Annotated in this window: 21 protein-coding genes and 1 pseudogene; 8 read left to right on the forward strand and 14 right to left on the reverse strand. The window is 56.1% G+C overall.

The features are described from left to right. Window positions 1-151 precede the first annotated feature (151 nt). The 6 genes and pseudogenes from HEQ18_RS10365 to HEQ18_RS10390 all read right to left on the reverse strand — a co-directional run. A pseudogene (locus HEQ18_RS10365) lies at window positions 152-1,162 on the reverse strand (CaiB/BaiF CoA transferase family protein); the annotation flags it as partial. Then, window positions 1,159-2,079, reverse strand: coding sequence for a hydroxymethylglutaryl-CoA lyase (locus HEQ18_RS10370; protein ID WP_432814651.1), 921 nt, complete (start codon window positions 2,077-2,079; stop codon window positions 1,159-1,161). The pseudogene HEQ18_RS10365 and the gene HEQ18_RS10370, both read right to left, overlap by 4 nt. Then, complete coding sequence (gene leuD, locus HEQ18_RS10375; RefSeq protein WP_432814652.1) at window positions 2,076-2,669, reverse strand: 3-isopropylmalate dehydratase small subunit; 594 nt, start codon at window positions 2,667-2,669, stop codon at window positions 2,076-2,078. Before leuD ends, HEQ18_RS10370 begins: the two co-directional genes overlap by 4 nt. Continuing rightward, entirely contained in the window at window positions 2,666-4,015 is a 1,350-nt protein-coding gene (locus HEQ18_RS10380) for a 3-isopropylmalate dehydratase large subunit (RefSeq protein ID WP_432815995.1), read from the reverse strand. Before HEQ18_RS10380 ends, leuD begins: the two co-directional genes overlap by 4 nt. Next, window positions 4,008-4,496, reverse strand: a complete 489-nt coding sequence (locus HEQ18_RS10385; protein WP_397605795.1) for a DUF3598 domain-containing protein — start codon at window positions 4,494-4,496, stop codon at window positions 4,008-4,010. Before HEQ18_RS10385 ends, HEQ18_RS10380 begins: the two co-directional genes overlap by 8 nt. Window positions 4,497-4,498: 2 nt before the next feature. Beyond that, complete coding sequence (locus HEQ18_RS10390) at window positions 4,499-5,731, reverse strand: alpha/beta fold hydrolase (RefSeq protein WP_432814653.1); 1,233 nt, start codon at window positions 5,729-5,731, stop codon at window positions 4,499-4,501. Window positions 5,732-5,941: 210 nt separating this feature from the next. Between HEQ18_RS10390 and HEQ18_RS10395 the strand changes: the two genes are divergently transcribed. The 7 genes from HEQ18_RS10395 to HEQ18_RS10425 all read left to right on the forward strand — a co-directional run bounded on the left by HEQ18_RS10395 (window position 5,942) and on the right by HEQ18_RS10425 (window position 11,286). Next, entirely contained in the window at window positions 5,942-6,622 is a 681-nt protein-coding gene (locus tag HEQ18_RS10395) for an isochorismatase family protein (protein ID WP_432815996.1), read from the forward strand. A gap of 252 nt (window positions 6,623-6,874) precedes the next feature. Further along, entirely contained in the window at window positions 6,875-7,492 is a 618-nt protein-coding gene (locus HEQ18_RS10400; RefSeq protein WP_432814654.1) for a polysaccharide deacetylase family protein, read from the forward strand. Between the two features lie 195 nt (window positions 7,493-7,687). Beyond that, a complete protein-coding gene (locus tag HEQ18_RS10405; protein ID WP_432814655.1) occupies window positions 7,688-8,395 on the forward strand; it encodes a polysaccharide deacetylase family protein in 708 nt (235 codons plus the stop codon). After that, on the forward strand, window positions 8,392-9,807 hold the full coding sequence (locus HEQ18_RS10410) for an aldehyde dehydrogenase family protein (protein ID WP_432814656.1): 1,416 nt from the start codon (window positions 8,392-8,394) through the stop codon (window positions 9,805-9,807). The genes HEQ18_RS10405 and HEQ18_RS10410 overlap by 4 nt, the downstream gene beginning before the upstream one ends. Continuing rightward, a complete protein-coding gene (locus tag HEQ18_RS10415; protein ID WP_397605790.1) occupies window positions 9,804-10,385 on the forward strand; it encodes a VOC family protein in 582 nt (193 codons plus the stop codon). Before HEQ18_RS10410 ends, HEQ18_RS10415 begins: the two co-directional genes overlap by 4 nt. After that, a complete protein-coding gene (locus HEQ18_RS10420; protein ID WP_432814657.1) occupies window positions 10,382-10,831 on the forward strand; it encodes a hypothetical protein in 450 nt (149 codons plus the stop codon). Before HEQ18_RS10415 ends, HEQ18_RS10420 begins: the two co-directional genes overlap by 4 nt. After that, entirely contained in the window at window positions 10,828-11,286 is a 459-nt protein-coding gene (locus HEQ18_RS10425; protein WP_432814658.1) for a DUF1330 domain-containing protein, read from the forward strand. The genes HEQ18_RS10420 and HEQ18_RS10425 overlap by 4 nt, the downstream gene beginning before the upstream one ends. On the opposite strand, the gene HEQ18_RS10430 is transcribed toward HEQ18_RS10425, so the two are convergent. Continuing rightward, window positions 11,275-11,991, reverse strand: coding sequence for a hypothetical protein (locus tag HEQ18_RS10430; RefSeq protein WP_432814659.1), 717 nt, complete (start codon window positions 11,989-11,991; stop codon window positions 11,275-11,277). The genes HEQ18_RS10425 and HEQ18_RS10430 overlap by 12 nt on opposite strands. A 174-nt stretch (window positions 11,992-12,165) precedes the next feature. Between HEQ18_RS10430 and HEQ18_RS10435 the strand changes: the two genes are divergently transcribed. Next, the gene (locus tag HEQ18_RS10435; protein ID WP_432814660.1) at window positions 12,166-12,495 is read left to right on the forward strand and encodes a hypothetical protein; all 330 of its coding nucleotides are present in this window, start codon (window positions 12,166-12,168) and stop codon (window positions 12,493-12,495) included. Between the two features lies 1 nt (window position 12,496). Here HEQ18_RS10435 and HEQ18_RS10440 read toward each other — a convergent pair whose 3' ends face one another. Genes HEQ18_RS10440 through HEQ18_RS10470 form a run of 7 tightly spaced genes read right to left on the reverse strand, consistent with a single transcriptional unit; the run spans window position 12,497 to window position 21,539 of the window. Next, window positions 12,497-12,853, reverse strand: a complete 357-nt coding sequence (locus tag HEQ18_RS10440; protein WP_432814661.1) for a hypothetical protein — start codon at window positions 12,851-12,853, stop codon at window positions 12,497-12,499. Next, window positions 12,850-14,058, reverse strand: coding sequence for a class I SAM-dependent methyltransferase (locus HEQ18_RS10445; protein WP_432814662.1), 1,209 nt, complete (start codon window positions 14,056-14,058; stop codon window positions 12,850-12,852). The genes HEQ18_RS10440 and HEQ18_RS10445 overlap by 4 nt, the downstream gene beginning before the upstream one ends. A 10-nt stretch (window positions 14,059-14,068) precedes the next feature. Beyond that, window positions 14,069-15,199, reverse strand: a complete 1,131-nt coding sequence (locus HEQ18_RS10450) for a nitrilase-related carbon-nitrogen hydrolase (protein WP_432814663.1) — start codon at window positions 15,197-15,199, stop codon at window positions 14,069-14,071. An 11-nt stretch (window positions 15,200-15,210) separates the two neighbouring features. Further along, window positions 15,211-16,770 (reverse strand): FAD-binding oxidoreductase, encoded by a 1,560-nt coding sequence (locus HEQ18_RS10455; protein ID WP_432814664.1) that lies wholly within the window; start codon window positions 16,768-16,770, stop codon window positions 15,211-15,213. A gap of 1 nt (window position 16,771) precedes the next feature. Then, the gene (locus tag HEQ18_RS10460; protein ID WP_432814665.1) at window positions 16,772-18,037 is read right to left on the reverse strand and encodes an MFS transporter; all 1,266 of its coding nucleotides are present in this window, start codon (window positions 18,035-18,037) and stop codon (window positions 16,772-16,774) included. A 40-nt stretch (window positions 18,038-18,077) separates the two neighbouring features. Beyond that, window positions 18,078-18,980, reverse strand: a complete 903-nt coding sequence (locus HEQ18_RS10465) for a DUF1838 family protein (RefSeq protein WP_432814666.1) — start codon at window positions 18,978-18,980, stop codon at window positions 18,078-18,080. Between the two features lie 27 nt (window positions 18,981-19,007). Continuing rightward, on the reverse strand, window positions 19,008-21,539 hold the full coding sequence (locus HEQ18_RS10470) for a TonB-dependent receptor (RefSeq protein ID WP_432814667.1): 2,532 nt from the start codon (window positions 21,537-21,539) through the stop codon (window positions 19,008-19,010). Between the last annotated feature and the right edge of the window lie 100 nt (window positions 21,540-21,639).

A 21,639-nucleotide genomic window follows, 5' to 3' on the forward strand; every position in this document is an offset into this window, starting at 1 on the left:
ACCACTTCGCACTAACGCTGTGATACTGGGGTCGTCGTAACCGAGCGATGTCAGAATTGAAGAAGTGTGTTGGCCGACTTCGGGAATGATTACGTGACACCCCGAGGCGACGACCGTTCATTTCAATGGGAATGAGCGGAAGCCGTGTTTCGCCGCCGCCATTTAGTTCTACGGGTTCGAGCCCGCCACTTGCTTCGAGATGCGGGTCGTCGAACATATCCTCCGGCCGAGCGATAGGCGCGAAGGGCAGGCCGGAACCTTCAAGTTTGGTAATAATTTCGTCCCGAGTATACTTCTGCACTACGTCACGAATAACAGGCATGATCCGGTCGCGCGCCTGCACGCGGACATTGTTGGCGCGAAGCGTTACGTCCGCCCATAAGCCTTCGAGGCCGAACAGAGCACAGAATTTCTCCCAGAGGCTGTCGGTGACAACGCCGATAAAGACCGGATCGTCCTTGGTCTCGAATACATCATAGACCGCCCACGCAGAGATGCGCGCGGGCATTGGGGCGGCGGCCTGGCCGGTGACGGCCATTTGCGCCATATGCTGCGCGATTAGGTATACGGTGGTTTCGAAGAGTGCAGTCTGTACTTTTTGCCCCCTACCAGTGCGGTGGCGTTCCTCAAGTGCGGCTTGCACTGCGATAACGCCGAACATTCCGCCTGTAATATCAACCACGCTAGAGCCAGCTCGCAAAGGGCGCCCGGGCGGTCCGGTCATGTAGGCAAGTCCACCCATCATTTGCGCAACCTCGTCCAACGCGGTTCGTTGTTCGTAGGGGCCTTTTAGAAAGCCTTTAGCCGAGCAGTAAATGAGGCGCGGATTGGTTGCGGATAGGCTTTCATAATCGAGGCCTAACCGGTCCATCGCACCAGGACGATAATTCTCAACCAGCACGTCGGCGCTGTCTATCAACTTTCTTGCGACGGCGTTTCCGTCCGTCGATTTCAGGTCAAGGCAGATACTTTGCTTGCCCCTGTTGAAGGTCGGGAAATAGCCCGCGCCCGACCCGAGCAGGGTCCGTGTTCGGTCGCCGCCGATCGGCTCCACATGAATTACCTCTGCCCCTAATGCAGCGAAGATCGCGCCGACCGATGGCCCCATAATCATATGGGCAAACTCGACCACACGAATACCCGACAGAGGCGCGTCGCTCATGCCGATTTCCTTTGAGCGAAATCGAGCGGAAGACCGGCATCCGGAGTAAAACCGTACATTTCTTCACCGGGCAAAGCTGCCGCGACAATTTCCCGGACCTTGAGCAATTTTTCAAGATCAATGCCCGTATCGAGTCCCATCGCCTGCAGCATGAAAACCAAATCCTCGGTGACGATATTTCCCGAAGCCCCCGGCGCAAACGGGCAACCGCCAATCCCTCCCAGCGAGGCATCGAATGTTGTTATGCCCTCCTCCAGCCCCGCGAGAACGTTGGCGAGGCCTAGCCCCCGCGTGTTATGGAGGTGGAGCGTGGTCAGATATTGCTTGCCGACCGCAGCCTTTACTTTGCGTGTTAGGCGCTTCACTTGAGCGGGGTCGGCATAACCTGTGGTGTCGGAAAGGCTAAGTTCCTGTGCACCTGCCTCAACTGCGGCTTCGGCGAGGCGGACAACCTGGTCCTCGGGCACATGACCCTCAATGGTGCAGCCGAACGCAGTCGAAAGCCCGACCGCGAAATGGATTCCTACCGCTTCGGCCATCTCAGCTATTATACGGATTTCTGCGATCATCGCGCGGTGGTCTTTCCGTACATTTTTGATCGAATGCGTCTCCGACATCGAAAAGGGGATGGACATGCCATGAACCCCCGCCTCGACGGCGCGCGCCGCACCCATGGCGTTCGGAACAAGTGTTACGACATTAAGACCCGGAATGGTCTTGGCGAACGCGACCACCTGAGCAGTGTCGGCGAGCTGCGGAAGCAATGCGGGCGGTACAAAGCTACCCACCTCGATCTCGCGCACACCCGCTTCGGCCTCGGCCTGGATCCAGGCCTTTTTGGCCTCGATCGGCATGACGCTTTGGATGCTCTGTAGTCCGTCGCGCGTGCCGACTTCGCTGACAAGAATTGCCGTCATGCCGTTGCTCCAAAGTAAATCCACGGACGTTTGGCTCGGTCTGCGGCTTGCCATGCGGTAATTGCATGAGCGTGTTTCAGCGTCAGGTCTATCGCGTCCAGTCCTTCGATCAGCATAGTTTTTTCTTCTTTTCCAATCTCGAACTGGCGTCCGTTAACCGCCTGTGCAGTCAGGTCGACAGTGGCATTGCCACCTGCAATTGTGCCGATAAATGTTCGTGGCAAGGAAATGGGCACGACCCCATTGCGGATGCAGTTGCTATAGAAAATAGGCGCAAAACTCTCTGCAATTACACATCTTATTCCATATTCTGCAAGTGCCCACACAGCGTGCTCTCGACTGGAACCGCAGCCGAAATTGGCGCCACTCGCCAGTATTTTTGCGTCTCTATATTCGGGCTGGTTGAGAACAAAATCCGGGTTTTCGTTCCGTGTTTTCGCGTCATAATAACGCCAAGGCGCAAACAAGCCATCGGCGAGACCGGTTTTGCCCGTCGATCTCATCTCGCGGGAGGGAATGATTATATCTGTATCGATATTGTCGCGAATCAGAGGAGCAACCATCGCAGTAAGAGAGGTGAAAGGCGTCATGGTGCCGTGATCCTGCCTGCGATCGCACTTGCGGCCACGACCTCGGGGCTGGCGATATGGGTACGGATTCCCGGCCCCTGCCGTCCTTCAAAGTTACGGTTGGTAGAAGAAATTACGCGACTGCCCGCCGGAAAGCTTTCACCTCCCGAGTAGAAGCAGAGTGAGCAGCCGCTTTCTCGCCATTCGAAACCTGCGTCGACGAATATCTGGTCAAGGCCCTCCGCTTCCGCAGCGCGCTTGACCGCAGACGACCCCGGCACCACCAAGGCGAGGATGTCCTGAGCCTTAGTCTTACCTTTGACGATGGCTGCAGCGCGGCGCAGGTCGGATAGCCGCGCATTGGTGCAACTGCCGATAAAGGCGACATCGATAGGAAGACCTGCAAGTGGCTGTCCCGGTTCGAGGCCCATATAGTTCAGCACGTTTCTGTCGGCCTTGGTGGGAACTGTTGCCGATAAGGCTATGCTTTGCGCAGGGGATGTGCCCCAACTTATCATCGGCTCGATGCTCGCAGCATCAATGAAGATCTCAACATCAAAATTTGCGCCATTGTCGGTGATAAGGTCGGTCCAGTCGGGCAGCGGATCGGGTGCGTAGCGGCGGCCTTGAAGATATCCGAAAGTGGTCTCATCTGGAGCGATGATTCCGGATAACGCCGCAAATTCGGTCGCCATATTGCATAAGGTCATACGCGCTTCCATGTCTAACGCGCGTACCGCATCGCCGGAGAATTCAACCACATGCCTTCTGCCTCCGCTCGCACCATGGTCGGCGATGAGACGAAGGATCATGTCCTTCGCGGTCACGCCGGGCGGGAGTTTACCTTCAAAAGTCACACGCATATTCTTGGGCCTGGCTACACGCAAAGTGCCGGTGGCCATCGCATGTTCGGCCTCGCTGCTGCCAATGCCCCACGCGAAAGCACCGAACGCGCCTTGCGTGCAGGTGTGACTGTCTGGCGCAATCAACGTACACCCGGGAACAACGATGCCGAGTTCCGGAGAAATCACGTGTGTGATGCCCTGATCAGGATCGTTGACGTCGAACAGGGTAACCCCTGCTGCGTGGCAGGCCGCACGCGTTTCGGTGATGAAGGCATCGCCGCCAGGCATCAGCGTGCCGTCGCCCCGACCGGGACGGGTGTCGACTATATGGTCCATCACCGCGAAGACGCGGTGGGGATCAATTACAGCGCGGCCCGCCTCTGCCATCGACCTGAGCGCTGCGGCACCCGTCCGCTCGTGCAGGAGAATACGGTCGATCGCGATCAACGCGCTTTCTCCGCCCAAATCGGTTACGACATGAGCATCCCAGATTTTCTCGAACAGGGTTTGCGGCTTAACCAGTCTGTCCCTCCAGCGAACGCCAGTCCTTGGTCACCAATTTTTCCTGAATTGCGGTGCGGGTTTCGAGCTTGCCATCGCGAATCCAGTGCCAAGTACGACAGCGGCTTTGTCCGTCATCAGAAATCTGGATCATCTCGTACAAATAAAGCAACGGGTCACCCTGTCGCTGCCAATACAGCATCACCGTGCGGCTATATTCATCAAGGCCGACTTCGGCTGCCCAGCCCTTTATGAGTTCGTTGTCCCACCATACCCGCTTGTCACGATACTCGGCGGGGAATTCCCGAATATCAGTTCGTCCGTCGTCCCAAGTATAGTGGTTTGTCTGGTGATAAGGATGAGGGCCGCTTTCTGGAAAGCGACAGAAGAGGCGCGACTTATGCTGGTCAATTTGCTCATCCTTATCATTGAAATATGTGTAAACACCATCCCACACGCCTTCGTGACGCGCCAGTAAAGGCATATCTTCGCGAATTCCCATAGTCAGCTTCCTTCTCTTTGTAACAGCGCAAGATGATATGCACGCGCGGCGGTTGCCCGCATTAGCGCGCGGTGGTCTTTGGCCAAAGCCTCAGGTTCGAGGCTGTAGGGATCGAAGGTGATCACGTTGGCTGAAGAAGCGTGATACCAAGGCGTGAAGAATCGGCGCGCGCGCGTTATGGACCATGCTGCGGTCAGATAATTGCCAAAGCGGTCAGGAGAGAGGTCGGGAAACAAGTGCACAGGATCGCCTCGTTCCGGATTTGGAATATCGACCGCGGTGCATCCGAGCGCGGTGCAGGCGGCTTCAATCACGGCTAGCCATTTATTCCATTCTGTAGGTATCTCATTGGGCCATCCGTCGGACAGGCCATGACCGGGCAGGTCGATGGCAGCTTCTCCCCCCGACATTTCGGTTCCCGGCGCATGAACAGTGAGCGTTGCGCCATCTTTAAGGCTTCTCCAGTGAATGAGGCCGTCGAAATAGGCGGTGTTCACATGGATAAATCCCGCTTTTTGGTCGTCGGGTAGCGCCGGGCAATCCTGCGAAGGAAGCTTTCGAAGAAATAGAAGGCTGGCCTCATAAAAGTGGCCTGGTGTCGAAACCTTCCGCGCTTCCCAGCTTGCGGGCATAACGCCCAAGCGGTCGATATGCGCCTGTAGGGGGTCGCCATCATAGGCGGCGATCAGCACGGGCGGCGTAATTGTATCAGGCGGCGGAATGTCACGTGGGGCGCGCAGCACGGCGCCGTATCCGAGGCGGTAAGAGTCGCCTGCATCGAGCATTTCCATCACGACAGCGTGGATGCGGGCCGGATCGTCGTGGGCGACCGAAAGTCGCGCCTCCGGTCGCACGTCGAACCAGGGAAAAAACCAGCTTTGTTCGAGAATACGATTCCACAGCCAAGTCAGATGTTCGCCATAGCGCGACGGCAGGAATGGCGGCAGATAGGCGTCGTCGAACACAGCCATTTCTTCCGGCGTCCAGATCGCATAACCGCCTACGGCCAGTCCGGTGAACATTCCCGGATGGCGTTTCAACGCATTTACCAGAATGATTCCACCCGAATGAAAACCGAAGGCCGCTGTCCGCTCTATTCCGAGCGCACCGACGAATTCGACAATGGCTTCGGCATAGTCGCCGATGTCAGGGTCTGCCTTCGCCAGCGGAGCGGATTGACCAAAGCCCGGCGTGTCAGGCGCGATACAGGTGAAATGTTCTCCCCATTCGCGCATCAGCGATTCATATTCGGCCGACGATCGCGGACTTTGATGCACCATGAGCAGTGATGGGCCACTACCGCACCGACGATAATGGACGGTTCGACCATTGATTGTCAGATAGTGGCGGCTCAATTTCATGCGTAAAAATTTGTCCGGACAAATTGCTCTCGACAAGCCTTTATCGCTTGGGCAAAAGGCTGGCAAGGGCAGGAGATAAATTTGATGAGCTTGATCGGCACAAAAATGGTCAGTGACGGGAAGACGGCACGGCAGCTGTTTGAAGAAGTCATGGCCAATACCGCACGAAAAAAGTTCGGATTCGGGGAAAAACTGGCCATCGTCAACGTCGATTTTCAGCAGGCCTATACGCGCACCGATATGTTTGCGACTGCTTATGAGACCGACCCGCGCCAGATTGAATATGTGAACGTCATTTCGCGGCTGGCGCGGAACGAAGGAATGCCGGTTATCTGGTCACGCGTGGGCTACATAGAAAACGCTGGCGATGCTGGGGTGTGGGGCACCCGGACAGATACACCCGATTCGCTGCAGAATATCAAATATGGTTCGCAGCGTCATGCTTTCGACCCGCGGTGCGAGATCGAACCTAATGACCTGCAATATACCAAGCGAATGCCAAGCGCATTTTTCGAAACACCGCTCGCTAGTTACCTGACCTGGCATAAAGTCGACACAGTGGTGGTGACCGGCGGCAGCACATCGGGATGCGTTCGAGCGACAGCGGTAGATGCTCTCAGCCACGGCTATCGCGCCATCGTTCCCATCGAAACCTGCGCCGACAAGCATGAAAGCTATCACTTTGCCAACTTGACCGACCTGCAACTGAAATATGCCGATGTCGAGCCGGTGCAGAGTGTTATTGACTGGCTTGAGGCGCGCTAATGCACGAAGGTACCCCTGACCCCGGGCTGTATGATTTTTCACCCTATCGGGATCGCAAAAGGATTGTCTGGCCCGGCGGTAAAAGCTGCGCTGTCTGGGTTGCACCCAATCTCGAATATTATGAGGTCGATCCGCCCGCGCACCCCAAACGCAAGGCATGGGCCCGGCCCCATCCCGATGTAGTCGGCTATTCCCACCGCGATCACTCGAATCGCGTATCGCATTGGCGCATGGCTGATGTAATGAGTAAGCATGGTTTTCCGGGTTCGGTCAGCCTCTCAGGTTGCTTTATGCCAGCATCATCCGGAGGTCGTAGCCGATGCAAAGGCGCGCGGTTGGGAGTTTTTCAGTCACGGCATTTACAACACGCGCTACGCATACGACATGTCGAAAGAGCAGGAGCGCGCTATCATTGAGGATTCGATTGCGACCGTGCGTGAGGCAACAGGCCAGACGATCCGCGGCTGGCTTGCGCCGGCGTTGACGCACACACCGCATACACTCGATCTGATCGCTGAATATGGTCTGGAGTATACCTGCGACCTTTATCACGACGATCAGGTGCAGCCGGTAAAGACTGCGACCGGCAAGCTCGTTTCGGTCCCCTACAGCCTTGAGGTCAACGACCATTATGGCTTTTTCATCTACAATATGAGCCCGCGTGAATATGCGGACACGCTGGTGCGGCAATATGAACGGCTTGCGGATGAAGGCGGTACCGTAATGTGCATCCCGTTGCATGCTTATTTGATCGGTCAACCGCATCGGATCGGGCCGTTCGAAGAAGCGTTGCGCTACATTGCGGCCGACGGACGGGCTTGGCTGACGAAGGCGGGTGATATTGTTGATGCATGGAACGCGCAGCAGTGACGCTCGATCCAGCCTATCTCGAATATCCCAAGCGCCGCGTACGGCTACGATCATGATCTGTACGACTGGTCAGCGATCCACGCCCGCAAATCAGTCTTCTGGCCTACTAACAAATCGGTTGCGGTCTGGGTTTGCGTCAGCCTCGAATGGTTCCCGATTACGCCAAGCGACACGCCGTTCCGTGCACCGGGACATATGCAAACTGCCTATCCGGATTATCGCCACTATACTGCGCGCGATTATGGCAACCGTGTGGGTGTGTACCGGCTGCTCAACGCCTTTGCCAATGCGGGAGTGAAAGCCAGCTTCGCCACCAACAGCGTAATTGCTGAACGTTATCCGGCGCTCGTTGCCGACATCGTGTCCGCGGGCCATGAGATTATCGCTCATTCCACCGACATGAACGGCACGATTGCGACTGGCCTTCCGATCGATGCGGAGCGCGCCCTGATTGCGAAGTCGCTCGACATGTTGGAACGTGCGACGGGAACCCGCCCGACAGGTTGGCTATCGATAGCCCGCTCGCAAAGCTGGGACACGCCCGATTTGCTGAAAAGGGCTGGCCTTCGCTATTGTTGCGACTGGGTGAATGACGAACTGCCATACCGGTTCAAAAACGGCCTCATCAACCTGCCGCTTAACCACGAACTCAGCGACCGTCAGATCATCACCGTGCAGCAGCAATCCGCTGACAGTTATGCGCAGCAGATGCGCGATGCGTTCGACTGGCTGGCCAGCGAGACCACAGGGCGCATCCTGCCGCTCCACGTGACCCCCTATATCATGGCGTTGCCTTACCGGATCGGTGCACTTGAGGATCTCCTAATTGAACTCGCCGCGCGATCGCAGGCATGGATGGCAACCGGCGGAGAGATAATCGACGCTTGGGAGGCGCAGCAGTGAAAGTCCGCAACCCTCGTACCGGCGAGGCCGATTACGAGATTACGCCGCTCGGCGAGCCGGATATCGCGGCGCTCGCCAACAGGTTGCGCGGCAAGCAGGCAGGATGGTCTGCGCTTGACGTTGAGGAGCGGGCTGCATTGTTGCTGCAGTGGAGCAAGGCGATAGCCTTAAACGCTGGTGCCTTGGAACAGGCGCTCACTACGGATACCGGACGCCAAAAAATCTCGGGCATAGAAGTTGATGGTACATTGCGGCTCATTGAGCGCTGGGCCCGATTAGCGGGCGGCATCATGGCCGCTGCGCAGATCGAAAATCGTGCTACCTCGATCCCCGGCATTTCGACATCGACGCGGCTGGCGCCTTATCCGCTGGTCGGCGCGATCAGCCCTTGGAACTTCCCGCTGACACTGGCGCTGATCGATGCAATTCCGGCGTTGATGGCGGGCTGTGCGGTAATCGTAAAGCCATCCGAAGTGACACCGCGCTTCATCAAGCCACTTATGGCAACGCTTGCGGAAATACCGGAAATCCCGCTGACGGTTATCGAAGGCGATGGTATGACCGGCGCGGCACTGCTTCGTCATGTGGACTATGTCGCATTCACTGGATCTGTTGCGACTGGACGAAAGGTTAGCGGGGCGGCGGCGGACGCATTCATTCCCGCAAGCTTGGAACTCGGCGGCAAGGACCCAATGCTTGTCCTCGCCAGCGCCGATCCAGCGAACGCCGCCGAAATCGCATTACGCGCATCAGTCGTGAACAGCGGCCAAGCTTGCCAATCGATCGAGCGTGTTTATGTCGCGCGCGAAATCGCCGAGCCTTTTCTTAATGCGCTTGCCCAAAAAGCTAATGCCGTGCGGTTAAACTATCCGGATATAGCGCATGGCGACATAGGGCCATTTATCTTCAAACAGCAGGCCACCATCGTGCAGGCTCAAATCGACGATGCTATTGCCAAAGGGGCACGATTGCTTGCCGGTGGTAAAGTCGAAAATCTTGGGGGCGGGCAATATCTGAGGCCTACGGTGCTGACAGATATCACGCCAGATATGGTGCTGGTGACAGAAGAAACATTCGGACCGGTCATCCCTGTCACGATTTTCGACTATGTCGACGAGGCGATAGCCCTCGCGAACGAGGGTGTTTATGGTCTGTCAGGCGCCGTAATCGCGGGTTCCGTCGAGGAAGCCGAAGCAGTCGGCACGCGCCTGAAAGTTGGCGCGGTCTCGATCAACGATGGCTCGCTCACCTCGATGGTTTGGGAGGCGGAGAAGACAAGCTTCGGCCTTTCCGGCCTTGGTCCGTCGCGAATGGGGGATAGCGGCATGTTGCGTTTTTTCAGGAAACAGGCGCTGATCCGGCAAAAGGGTCAGGCATTGCCGCTTGCGGCCTATTCGGAGGATAAGCGATGAAATATTTGATTTTGCTGGTCAGTCTGGCAGTTGCTGCTTGTTCGTCTCCAAATGAGCGCCCGCAAATCGCAAGCGCATCGCCCGGAGTCGAAAAACCAACGGAGGCGCTGCCAACTGATATCCGTCGCGTTACCATGATCGTGCGCGATATGGAGAACAGCCTCAAACTCTACCGCGACGTTATGGGACTAAAGGTCAACTACGATGCAGTGCTGCCGATGTCTGGCGTCGCGCTGCCAGCTGGTCAGCCCGGCGCGAAGGCGCGGTTGGTTCTGTTGAACGGTAATGATCCCTTCATCGGCTGGATCGGCCTGATGGAGTGGCTGGACCCGAAACTTCCGGACCCCGGACCTTATCCTTCGCGCATGGGAATTGGCGGCCACGTGATCGTCACCAATACCCAAGACATCGACCGTCGATGTGCCGAGGCTGCCAAAATTCCAGGAGTTACCGTTACCGCCCCGCCACGGGCACAGCAATATCCGGGTCGCAACGGCGCTCCGCCGATCAACGTGCGGGGATGTAATTTCTTCGACCCTGACGGGACATTGATCGAACTCAACCAGCTTCTCAAATGAAGCCCGATTTCGCTGCCGCAATGCCTAATATGATCCGCCATCAAGGCGAATGGGAAGGCACCTATCGTCATCTCAGTCGCGACGGCGCCTTGCTTGACGAACACCGGATGTGGACATGGTGCGAATTTCCTGATGAAGGGCCGTTCGCCTATGTTCAGCATAATCGCTTGAGCTGGGACGATGGGCGTATCGCGACTTATGAGTTTGGCGGCCTTTATCGGGACGGCCGGCTCTACTGGGATACCGACCGCTTTTCAGGTTATGGCTGGGAAACTGGAGAAGGCACTTTGATGCTTAAGCTCGACCGACTCGATGTGCCGGGCGCTTATTACATCGAGATGATAAATATTGCGCCTGACAACCAGACTCGCGCTCGCACTTGGCAATGGTTCAAGGATGGCCGGCCGTGGAAACGCACCTTGTGTGACGAATGGAGAGTGAAATGAGCCTTTTGCTTATGGCTGCGGTGACGGTAGCGGCGCCTTCTGTGGATACGTGCGACAATAAGCCGGTCTATATGGTCGTTGCAGGGCCGACACACGACCGCGCACGCATGCAAGCGTATGCGAAGGCAATCGGCGATAGCCAACTCTACCAGAAGCTTGGCGGCTATTATGTCAACGCGCCTTTACCCCTCGCTACCTTTGAAGGACAGCCGGACAATGGCCATGCAACGCTCATTGTGCGCTTTCCCTGTTTGGCCAATGCAAAGGCATTCTGGTATTCGAAAGTTTATCAGGAGAAGATCAAACCGCTGCGGCTGAACCCGTCGGCGGGGAATTATCTTGTAACCGTATATCCCGAAATTCCGCTGCGCAGCGATTTGGCCGGTAAGGTTGGCGATAACAGTTATCAAGTTACCTTTAACGCTGACGGCATCGAACAGTTTTCAGCGCCGTAGCTCAACCAGTTCGTACCATGTCATCATGTATCCCCCGACCCCACCCTTCAAGAAAATGGAGTCTTCGTCGTCGGTGATCCATAAATCATAGGGTGGATGTTCGCCGGCCATACCGCTGTCGCCGGGATCGACGAATTGGAAATGACGCGCCGCGAAAGTGCCAGCCTTTACCGTGACTTGTTCCTTGCCCAGATAAATACCGTCGATCTTGACCTGCGCAATCATCGGCGGGGTCGCACCGCGATGGTCGGGGCTGGGAAGGTAGCAGTTGAATTTGTGGCGCTCGCCTTCATGGCTCCATTTGTGATTGCCCAACATATATCCGTCCGACACAATCGGGTGCGTGCCGAAACCGTCCATTGGCAATTCTGCTTCAACCTGCTGTGACAGGCGACCAATCGAAGGGCCGAAGCTTTCGCATTCTATGATCTTGCCATCGAAGCGCAACCAGCCTGAGCCCATGAATGCATCGCCGACCGTCAGCCGCACATGCAGGTCCATCGGTTGCCCATGCTCGTCGATCGAATAAATAATATCCCGCATTACGGTAGGTTCGGGCTCTTCAATCTCGCAATGCGCGCGTAGCGTCAATTTGCCATCGCTATGGCGAGTGAACATAAAGGTCTCAAACCCGCGCATCAGGTCGAGCCGATCCGGCTTTCTCGACGTGTAAGTCAACCGTCCTTCGATGATGCGGTGTTTCATCCCAATCTCCTAGCTTATGTACATAGCCTACATTTTTTGCTTGCCAAGTCAAAGTTGTCCGGACAAATTCCGTTTCAGTGTCGACGGCATGGATTTTCAGCAGCTTGATTTTCGGCGCTGGGTCCATATCTATGGTTTTCTTCCGATACTGGACGGGGCCGGGATCACCCTGATGTGGGTTTTTTCCTGACTTGGCTGGGCATGACTTGGGCAGCCTTTATTAAACGCGAAACCGATATCGACATTCGGATCACCCGAAAGGAGGAGTTGCTTTGCTACCCGCTCATAGCAGGCATCGTCCTTCTGTCCATCATGGCCTATATGGGCCAAGGTCCGGTGGACGTGGCGCCAGGGACTGTCTATTTCCGAGCGCTGGCAGCAGGTCCTGATGCAGCGATACAGGCGAAGCTCGGCAAGGAAATCGCGCAGGCGCGCATTGCGGCTTATATGTGCTGGATTACGATTTCTCGAATCTGCTTTTTGGAGGCGACAAAGCCCTTTTAATTCAGCTCGCTTCCATTTCCTTGATGACATCTTCGATCGGCGGTTCGAGTTCGGCGAGCGATTGCATGTCTTGTTGCACGCCGCGCATGATGCGAGCGAGATATTCTTTGATGAGCAGATTTCGTTCGCGGCCGGCTTCCATGTCGGGCGCATAGGTTTCAATATCGGAGCGGCTGATTGTCCCTTGGGCGTCAAGCAGGCGTTCGATCGTGTCCAAACGCTCCCGCATCACCGAGACTTCCCCGGCCAGCGCCATTAGAATGGACAATATCCGGTCATCTTCAGGATCGAGAAATTGCGGACGCTTGCCTTTGGCTTTCATCCCGGACCGCGAAATCCAGTCGAGATCTTCCGTCATATTGCCGCCTCGGGTTTCCAAGCGCCATAGGCATTCCAGATGGCAGCGCGTCCGTAATCCTCGGTTGCGCCTTCGGGTGATGGTGGGAAGATGCTTTCGTCGACTACCGCTTTCACGCCGACGACAAACTGGCCGCTTTTGGGAAGCCCCTTGTCCTCCATAATTTGTTTCAGATCGAGCGCGTGCATCGCAGACCAGAATGGCTCATTGTTATTGAACGCGTCCCAGTCGCGCATAAACTGTTCGAACAGAGGCATCTCTGAAGAATATTGCGGTTGTTCGATATGAAACATCAGCCCGCCGGGCTTCAACACGCGCGCCCCCTCGCCGATGATGTTCGGCAACGCCTTGTTCGACAGCTCGTGCAGGAACATCGTCGTCTGCACCCAGTCGAAACTTTCGTCGGCAAATTCCTCCATTTCCTCGGCATTCATCTGTTTGAAGATGATATTCTTCACGCCAAGCGCTTGCGCACGAGCGTGGCCGTAACGCAGCGACGGGGCTGCGGTATCGATGGCGATGACTTCCGCGTCGGGAAATGCCTGGGCGATTGGTACTGCATTGTGTCCCACTGTAGCGCCGATATCGAGGATGCGTTTGGGCCGCCAGTCAGGGCGTTCCTTCTTGATCCAGCCCGCGACTGCCTGACCGCCGCCATCATTTAGTGCGCCCAATGCACCGCCGGTCGTGGCAAATATCCCGCAATCATAATTGGCACCGGCCGAAACATCGCCGGGACGTTCTTCACCGTGATAGCTTCCGGGCATGCAATGGATGTCGACCGCTGCCTGATAGCGCGGGACTTCGACGCTGGCGTCGAGTTTTAGGGTTTCGCGGCCTTCATTATACTGCCGCGCCATCGCGTCGAGTTCGTCGAGTTGGCGCAGCACCATCGCACGCCCGTTTTGTTGGCGCATCTCCATAGAATTGCGTTTCAGTGCCGACCAGAATCGGTGCCACGAATCCTTGTTCATAGCATGACGCACCTCATGCCGGTCGTCGGGTTCACGTCCATGCTCGCTCTTGAACGCTGGCAGCACGCGTCGTTCATAAGCGAGCCTGTTTCCTGCGCCGACTTCGCCGGACAGATACCGGTTGAACCCTGCAAGGAAATTGAACCGCGCCGCCTCGTCATGGCTGGGTTTGGGGAACATCGCATGCTGTGTGACCGCAGTATAAGGCGGGGGTACGTCCATCTTGCTCATGACATTTCTCTCATATCAGACCATCTTTGACGAGGCGTTCGATCGTCTGTTCACTCACGCGTTTGAAATGGTCGCGATCCGGTGTTTTGACGACACCGCCTTTAATCAGGCTGTTGGCATGCTGATGCGTATCGGCGGCGTACGCGGCCGCAAATAGCGCGTTGCGCTGGCGCGACAGCATGTTGGTCATGCCCGGTTTGCGCCGCGCCGCCCGCAGCGCTGCCAGATCGATGTCTGCGAAAGCAGTAAAGGTCTCCCCACTGTTCGATTCCGCAATCACATTACCCTTCCAGTCGACAATCATCGAATTGCCGTCGGCCGACGCGACCGGCAGGGTTGTGTTTAATATGCCTGCCGTGTTCGCCGATATAACATAGGTCAAATTCTCGAGAGCTCTGGCGCGTTTTGCGATCATTTTTGGTGTGGCATTTGGCGAGCCGATTTCGGACGATGAATGCACAAATATCTCCGCACCGCGCAACGCATGTGCGCGGGCGATTTCAGGGTAGAGAATTTCCTCCGAAGCTATGGCCGCAAGATTGCCGATCTCAGTTCTTGCGACCGGGAAAACACCTTCGAGACCGTAGATATCAAGATATTTCGACCAGACATCATGGGGCGTCGGTGCAAACATCGAATTCAGGCGGCGATAGCGCAGGACCACATTGCCATTTGGCGCAACGATAAAGCTGGCCTGAAAATAGAGGTCGGGAAAGTTCGTGTCCGTTTCATAGGCATTGCCAGCGATGAACATCCCCAGCTTCTGCGCCAATTCCCCCATTGCCTGATACTCGGCACCATCTGGTGCGAAGGCAGCAAGCTTGGCGAAATCGGGAATCGAAATCCGGCCTGGGTAGCTGGTAAACAGATATTCAGGCAGCACGGCCAACTTGACTGGCGCGCCGCCATATTGGGTAATGAAGACGCTTGCCGCCCGTATCTGCGCTTCCAGTTCGCCGATATGCGCGATTATTTGCATACGCGCTTCTTCGGGCGATTTGGCGCGTTCGACCGAACGCGCAGCCAGTTGCATGGCGACGGCAGCATAGTTTGTCACGTCAGCCACGCTTTTTACCTCCAGCCCGAATGGCAATGCGGTCGCTATGGCCGCAGCAAGTGCTTGTCTTCGATCGAGCAGCATCCTTCATGCTCCTATAGTCCCAACGCGCCGGGATTCATCAAGTCTTTTGGATCGACTTCTGCTTTCACTGCTTCCATTATCCGCCATGCAAGCGGATTGATGCGTGATGCGAGCGGGTAGGTGCGGCCAATCTGGAAATGGATGCCATTCATCCGGTCAAAAACATCGATGACTTCGTTGCGGAGTTTTTCAACCAGCGCCCGCGCCTCCGGATTGGCGGGAAATCCTCTCAGCTTGGCGAAATGTGCCGGTTCAATGAAGTGTTCGTGAATTTCCCATTGCTCATCGGGCCAATAGAAGCAGGGCTCGATGAGAAAGCCGGTCGCACCAACCAGCAGAAACATATAGCCGCAGCCGACGCCAAGCCGGTCCATGTCCGCGTTATTCGCCTCGAACAATGTGGTTAGGGCGTCAATCGTTTCAAGCGCTTTGGAGTGCCGCACGATCCCATGGATCGGCGCCCATCGCTCGCCATCCGGACCGGCCATAGAGTTTGGCGGCGGGAAGGGGTTGGCGCGCAGGATTTTGGGGATGGTATTCTCGACGATGCGCCCACCATTTGCGGTAACGATTGCTTCAACATCTGCCATGTCGGCATCGACCGCAGACTGATGACGCCCCTCGCAAATCAGATGGATGGAAAAATTGACATCATTAAGGAAAGATCGGCCAGCGGCGACGACCTTGGCACCTTCCTTCAGTCCTTTCCAGAATCCGCCCTGTAACTTCGCCATATTGATTAGGGATTTGGCGTCGCTGGACAGGCTGTCCCGCTTCATCCGCTGGGCCTGCAAAAATGGATCGAAGCCAAAGGCTTCGCTGGCGAGCCGACGGCGTCCGATTTCGCTCATCGCCGCGCAATATTGCGCAGGTTCGTCAAAGGCGAAGGAGCCAAAAGCGAAAGCCGGGCCATCGTGGATGAGCGGCAGGGTGATGGTTGCCTTGATTCCGAACGCCCCTGCGTCCGCGCCAAACAGGCCGGTAAGATCAGGACCAAAGGGCCGGATGAAGTCGCTACCGGTCCTAATCATGCTGCCATCGGCGAGGACGATTTCTGCACAGATAATATTTGAGGCTATGGTGCCGTCGCGAGCGCCCCAGAACAGCCCGTTCTGACTCATTCCGCCGCCGACGCTGGCGTAAAGGCCGGAAAGCGTTCCCCAAAGCGGCGTGCGCAATCCCATAAGATGCAGCGCTTCGTACAACGCATGCCATGTGCAGCCGGCCTCGACGGTCACGGTCATATCGACCTGGTTGATCTCGATTATGCGCTGCATTCGCCCCATATCGACGATCAGCGCCCCAGCCTCCGGCGCGATATAGCCGCTGGTGTAGCTCATTCCGCCACCTCTGGGGATGATAGCGATACCCTGCGCTGTTGCTGCGGCAACGCCAACGGCCAGTTCAGCAGAGCTTCCGGGGCGGAATACCGCAATCGGCGCGGGCCCCTTGGTAAACACGTCTTGCGCGTAAAGAGCGCATTCCCTTGGGTCGATAATAATCGCTTCGGCAGATACCGCCGCAGCAATTGCCAACATGGGGTCGATGGGAAGATGCGGCTGGCTTGCCAATTTACTCGGCCTTTTGCTGATCGGGATAACGCCCGAGTAGCAACAATAAAGCACCGCCAATCACGAACATCGCAGCTGCCGCCATCAACATTCCATCATAGCTTCCGGTCTTCACACGAACGGTGCCATAGATAACAGGGGAGATCGCGGACATCAGGCCAAACGGCATATACAACATGCCGTAAATCCGACCGAAATGCGCCATCCCGAAATAGCGCGCAGCGAGAAAGGCGATGAGGTCGCTCTCCGCACCTGCAGCAAAGCCCAGGAAAAAGGCCGCGAACGAAATCATCATCATTTCGCTGCTTGTGCCAAGCAGAAAATAGCAGGCGATGGCGGGCAGACACAGCACGGGGAACGCAACAGCCGGACCCCACATCCGGTCGAGGAGGAAGCCGACACCGATACGACCGCAAAGTAGGCCGATGCCTACGATCCCCATGATACCCGCTGCGGCAGACCGGTCGATACCGTGATCGCCAACGATCGCCGGCATGTGAATGTGGGCGCCACCATATGCGCTGGCGATGAGAAAAATGGAAAACCATAATATCCAAAACTGGCGGGTTCGAACGGCCTGTTTGAAGGTCATTCCGGCCAGCTCGCCTGTTGCGGTCGAAAGGGTGGCGGGTCGTTCTTCCGCAAGCGGTTCGCGAAAAAATGCCAAAGTTGCGGGGAGTGCGATCAGCAAGGGTAAGAGCGCGACAATTGGAAATATCGCCCGCCACCCGAAATTGTCGCTGCTCCACACCGCAAGCTGTGGCACGATGAAGGCGGCCGCGCTCGTACCCACGAGCATGATGCCCAAGGCCAGCCCGCGCTGTTTGACAAACCAAAGGCTTAATCCCCGGCTCCAGGTCACGGGTGTCGATCCGATGCCAATCATTCCCACCAGCAACCACAGAAAATAGAAACCCGCGAGGGTCGGCGGCGTGAAATACAGCGACGAAAAAGTGATTACGAAGCCGACCAACGACCAGATCGCGACCCTGCGCACACCATGACGATCCGCCAGCCAACCGAATACGGGCGCAAGCAGCGAAGCGGTAATGCCGAATATCGTGATCCCGATACTGACCTGCTGCACATTCCAGCCAAATTCGGCCTCGAGCGGTTTGAACAAGAACCCGAGCACATTGAACGGTAAAGGCGATGCACCACACATCGTGCCAAGAAACCCGGCCAGAAGCACCTTCCAGCCGAGGGTGAATTCGCCAGACCGGGCAGGCGTGGCGGAGGCAGGCTGCGTGCTTGCAATTTCAGTCATAACAATAGTCTGCCTTCGCCAGCCGGATCACGCAAGCGCACTATTTCTTCCGCTCTGCGGCGCGCTGGCTGTCGACATGCTTTTTGAATTCAGTCCAGGTGGTTGCGTTAGGACGCATATCATCGCCCGGCGGTGCCGCAGTGTAAGCGGGATAGTTCAGCGCGATTTCGTCTTTCAGCACCTTTGGCAGTTCGTCATAGCCTTTCAGCTTATTACCCATGGCGTTAAAAACCATCTGCCCCTGGCGTCCACGCATCTTCATCCACGGCATCCAATCAGAAATGCGGACCCATGACACAATGGGGTAAGCCGTCGCGTTCTTGGTGTTGAGCATTTCATCGGCTTCATAAGCGAAGTCAAAAATCTCCATCGCGTGATATTTGCCGCCGACATAATCCTGATAGTCGCCTTGCAACACGTTCTGGTAAAACAACGGCGCTTCGAACGGCTGGAAAATCCAGCGCCCTTCGCGGCGGAAGCTTGCTTTATAAGGTTTGCCGTCGGTGCCGATCGGGAACTGAGGACGCTGATTTACGGGATCGTTGGCAATGTGGAACACCTCGACAACTTCCTTCGTCCATGGATTTTCCCACTGGCGAACGATTTCGTTCGTCTTGGGATCGAGGTAAAGCATGATTTCACGGCTAACCAAGCGCCAGCCTTTGCCGCGCTTCGGGTCGTCGACACTGACACACTGGCGAATATTCATGCCCTCGCCATTGAACAAATGCCGGTCAGGTTCGCCCTGAACGCGCGAATAGACTTTTCCCGCCCAATGATAGACCGCAGGCTTCCCGTCAGCTTCCCCGCATTGGACGCGCTTGGCGATTTCAAGCGCGTCTTCAGGTTTATCGGGATTCAGCATTCTTCCGCCCTTTGATTGGGCGGACGCAGCACTTGCTGCCATTGCCAATATGGCGGTAAAAAGCATGGTCTTCTTCATGGCAGTAATTGCCCTCCTTAAACGCGCTTAGAAACGATATTTCGCACGAACCGTCCATTCCATAGGGCGGTTCAGATAGGAATAATTGGACAGGGCCGTTTGCACATAGCTCTCGTTGAGACAATTTGTGCAATCAACCGACAATGTCCATGCCTTGTCTGGCGCATTCAGCGCTAGCCCGGCATTGAACAACCAAACCGGTTCACTTTGTGATCCAGCAACAAAAGCGCCATTGCGGAAAGGGTTGGCAGGGAACGGGCCAGTGACAGGCTGGTTTACTCCGGAAACCGGCGCATTGTAGATGCTGAGATTCGCAATCGCGACCTCCTGCCGCGAATGAAACGAACCATTGACCGAGGGAACAAGCGTAAATCCGGCACCCATTTGGGCTTCATAACTCGCGCCCATTGAGATTGACCATTTGGGGGTCCGCACCGGCGTCGCGATTGTTCCCTCTGCTGTAACGATGCCTGCGGCGCAGGCGGTGATCGAGGGTTGCGTCGCAGGCGTGTTCGGACCGCCGGGAATCTTGCCCGCGGCTAACGCACCGCGGCACGAAGCAAGCTGGGCAGCGACTGACTGAATGCCGTAAACATCCGTCGCCGGCGCATTGCCTGGCAACAGATATTTGTCGTTTTGATAGCCGAAATTGGTGTAAAAATTCAGGCCGTCGACTGGCACGAACTGAATCTCCGCCTCGACCCCGCGATTGCGGTAATCGGCAAAATTACGGGTGATGAATGTTAGCGCGCCAGTTGTGGGGTTGAGCAATCCGGCAAGGATCTGCAGGTCCGATACATCAAGCTGGAACACAGTGAGGTTGGCGCGCACACGGCGGTCAAACAGGTCCGACTTGATGCCGGCTTCATAACTCCACACTTTTTCGGGACCGAACGGTACTGCTTGCGAAGGGGTTGTTGCGCGGGCGTTCCAGCCACCTGATTTGAAGCCACGCGTTGCGCTGGCGAAGAAAAGTAGGTCGTCATTGGGCTTGAAGTTCGCGGCAAAGCGCGGTGTCCAGACTTTCACCCGCTGCTGCGTCGGAATCGGCTTTGCGGTCAAAACTGTTGTGCCATTGGCGGGGACAAACAGGTTGGCATTGTCGATACATGTCAGCTCAAGCGTGCTATCATTACATGACGCACGATTGTCGTTAAAGCGCAGTACCTTCTTTTCATCGGTATAGCGGAACCCGGCGGTCAGCTTGAACTGCTCCGACAGATTGAGGTCGGCCTGCAGATATCCTGCATAAGCGCTAGTGGTGTTGCGCAAAATGCGATCACCGAGCAGCAACGTTGTGGTGGGTGACAACGTAAAGAGATCAGCCAAATCGGTCTTGTTGCGCTCGTCGATATAATAGAGTCCACCGACATAATCGATGAGGCCATTGCCAAGCGTGCCGTTCAACTTGATTTCCTGAGTGAATTGGCTGTGTTTTCCATCGTTGACGATGGTGAAACCGCCGCGTGCATAGCCGCGTACCGCAGGAAATGGCGCGGATATGCTTGGACCGCCCCGGCCGTCAAAAAAGTCGTAAGCGAATTGCTGAGTCAGGCTGACATAACCGGTAATCAGGCTAAGCGTCGTATTCTCGCCGATATCGAACTGCAAATTGGAGGTGATTATGTCGCTGACTGCCTCCTGCCCCAGTCCATAATTCGCTTTCCTACCGGTGACGACGACAGGCGCATACGGCGAGGGGGGGCCGCCATTTTCACTAAGACCGGTGCTGATGAATCGGCCTTTGCAGTCCGCAGGATTGGCCGGGTTGCATTCGAAATTAAGGATATTGTCGCCTTTGGAGACAATGTGCATATATCCTGCATTCCAGCGTGCCCAAGGCGCAAGCTCGCCTCGCACACCTAAGCGGACACCCCAACCGTCGTCGTCATTTAGTCGCTCGCCGGTGGTGACGTTTTTCGCATAGCCGCGATCATTCTGCCAATAACCACTTAGCTTGATTGCAAAGCTGTCGGAGAGCGGCAGGTCGGTCGAGCCGCGCGCGATGGTTTTGCCGAAGCGGCCATAGCCGATCTCGCCAAAGCCGCTGATTGTATTGCCGGGCTTGGCCATGATCACGCTGATTGCACCACCAGTGGTGTTGCGCCCAAATAGCGTGCCCTGCGGTCCTCTAAGAACCTCTACTCTTTCCACATCGAAAAGCGAGAGGTTATTCGCATTTTGCCGCGAAAGGTAAATGTCGTCGACATAGGTGCCGACCGGCGGGTCAAAGGTCGCAATGGTTTCAGTCGAGCCCAACCCGCGCAGAAAATACGCATTTGCAGAACCGATACCGGTATTATTTTGCGCGATCAAGTTCGGAACGTACTGCCCGATTTGCAAAGTGTTCGTTATGCCCTGCGCTGCCATTTGTTCGGCGGAGAAGGCCGATATCGCAATGGGAACATCCTGCACATTTTCATCCCGCCGCTGAGCGGTGACGACAATTTCAGCAATGCCGCCTTGCTCGGCAGTCGCCTCACCGTCCTGCGCCGCGGCCGCAGGCATGATGACAAAACTCGACATAACGCTGGTCGCCAAAAGCAATTTCCGAATCATCACAATTCTCCCAAATTGTCATCGCTGCGGCTCGTTTTGCCCTTCAGCGATTATTCTTGCTCTCATTCCACTTTTATGATTTGTCCGGACAACTTTCATT

The sequence above is a fragment of the Sphingorhabdus sp. genome (assembly GCF_050921905.1).
Lineage (GTDB): Bacteria > Pseudomonadota > Alphaproteobacteria > Sphingomonadales > Sphingomonadaceae > Sphingorhabdus_B.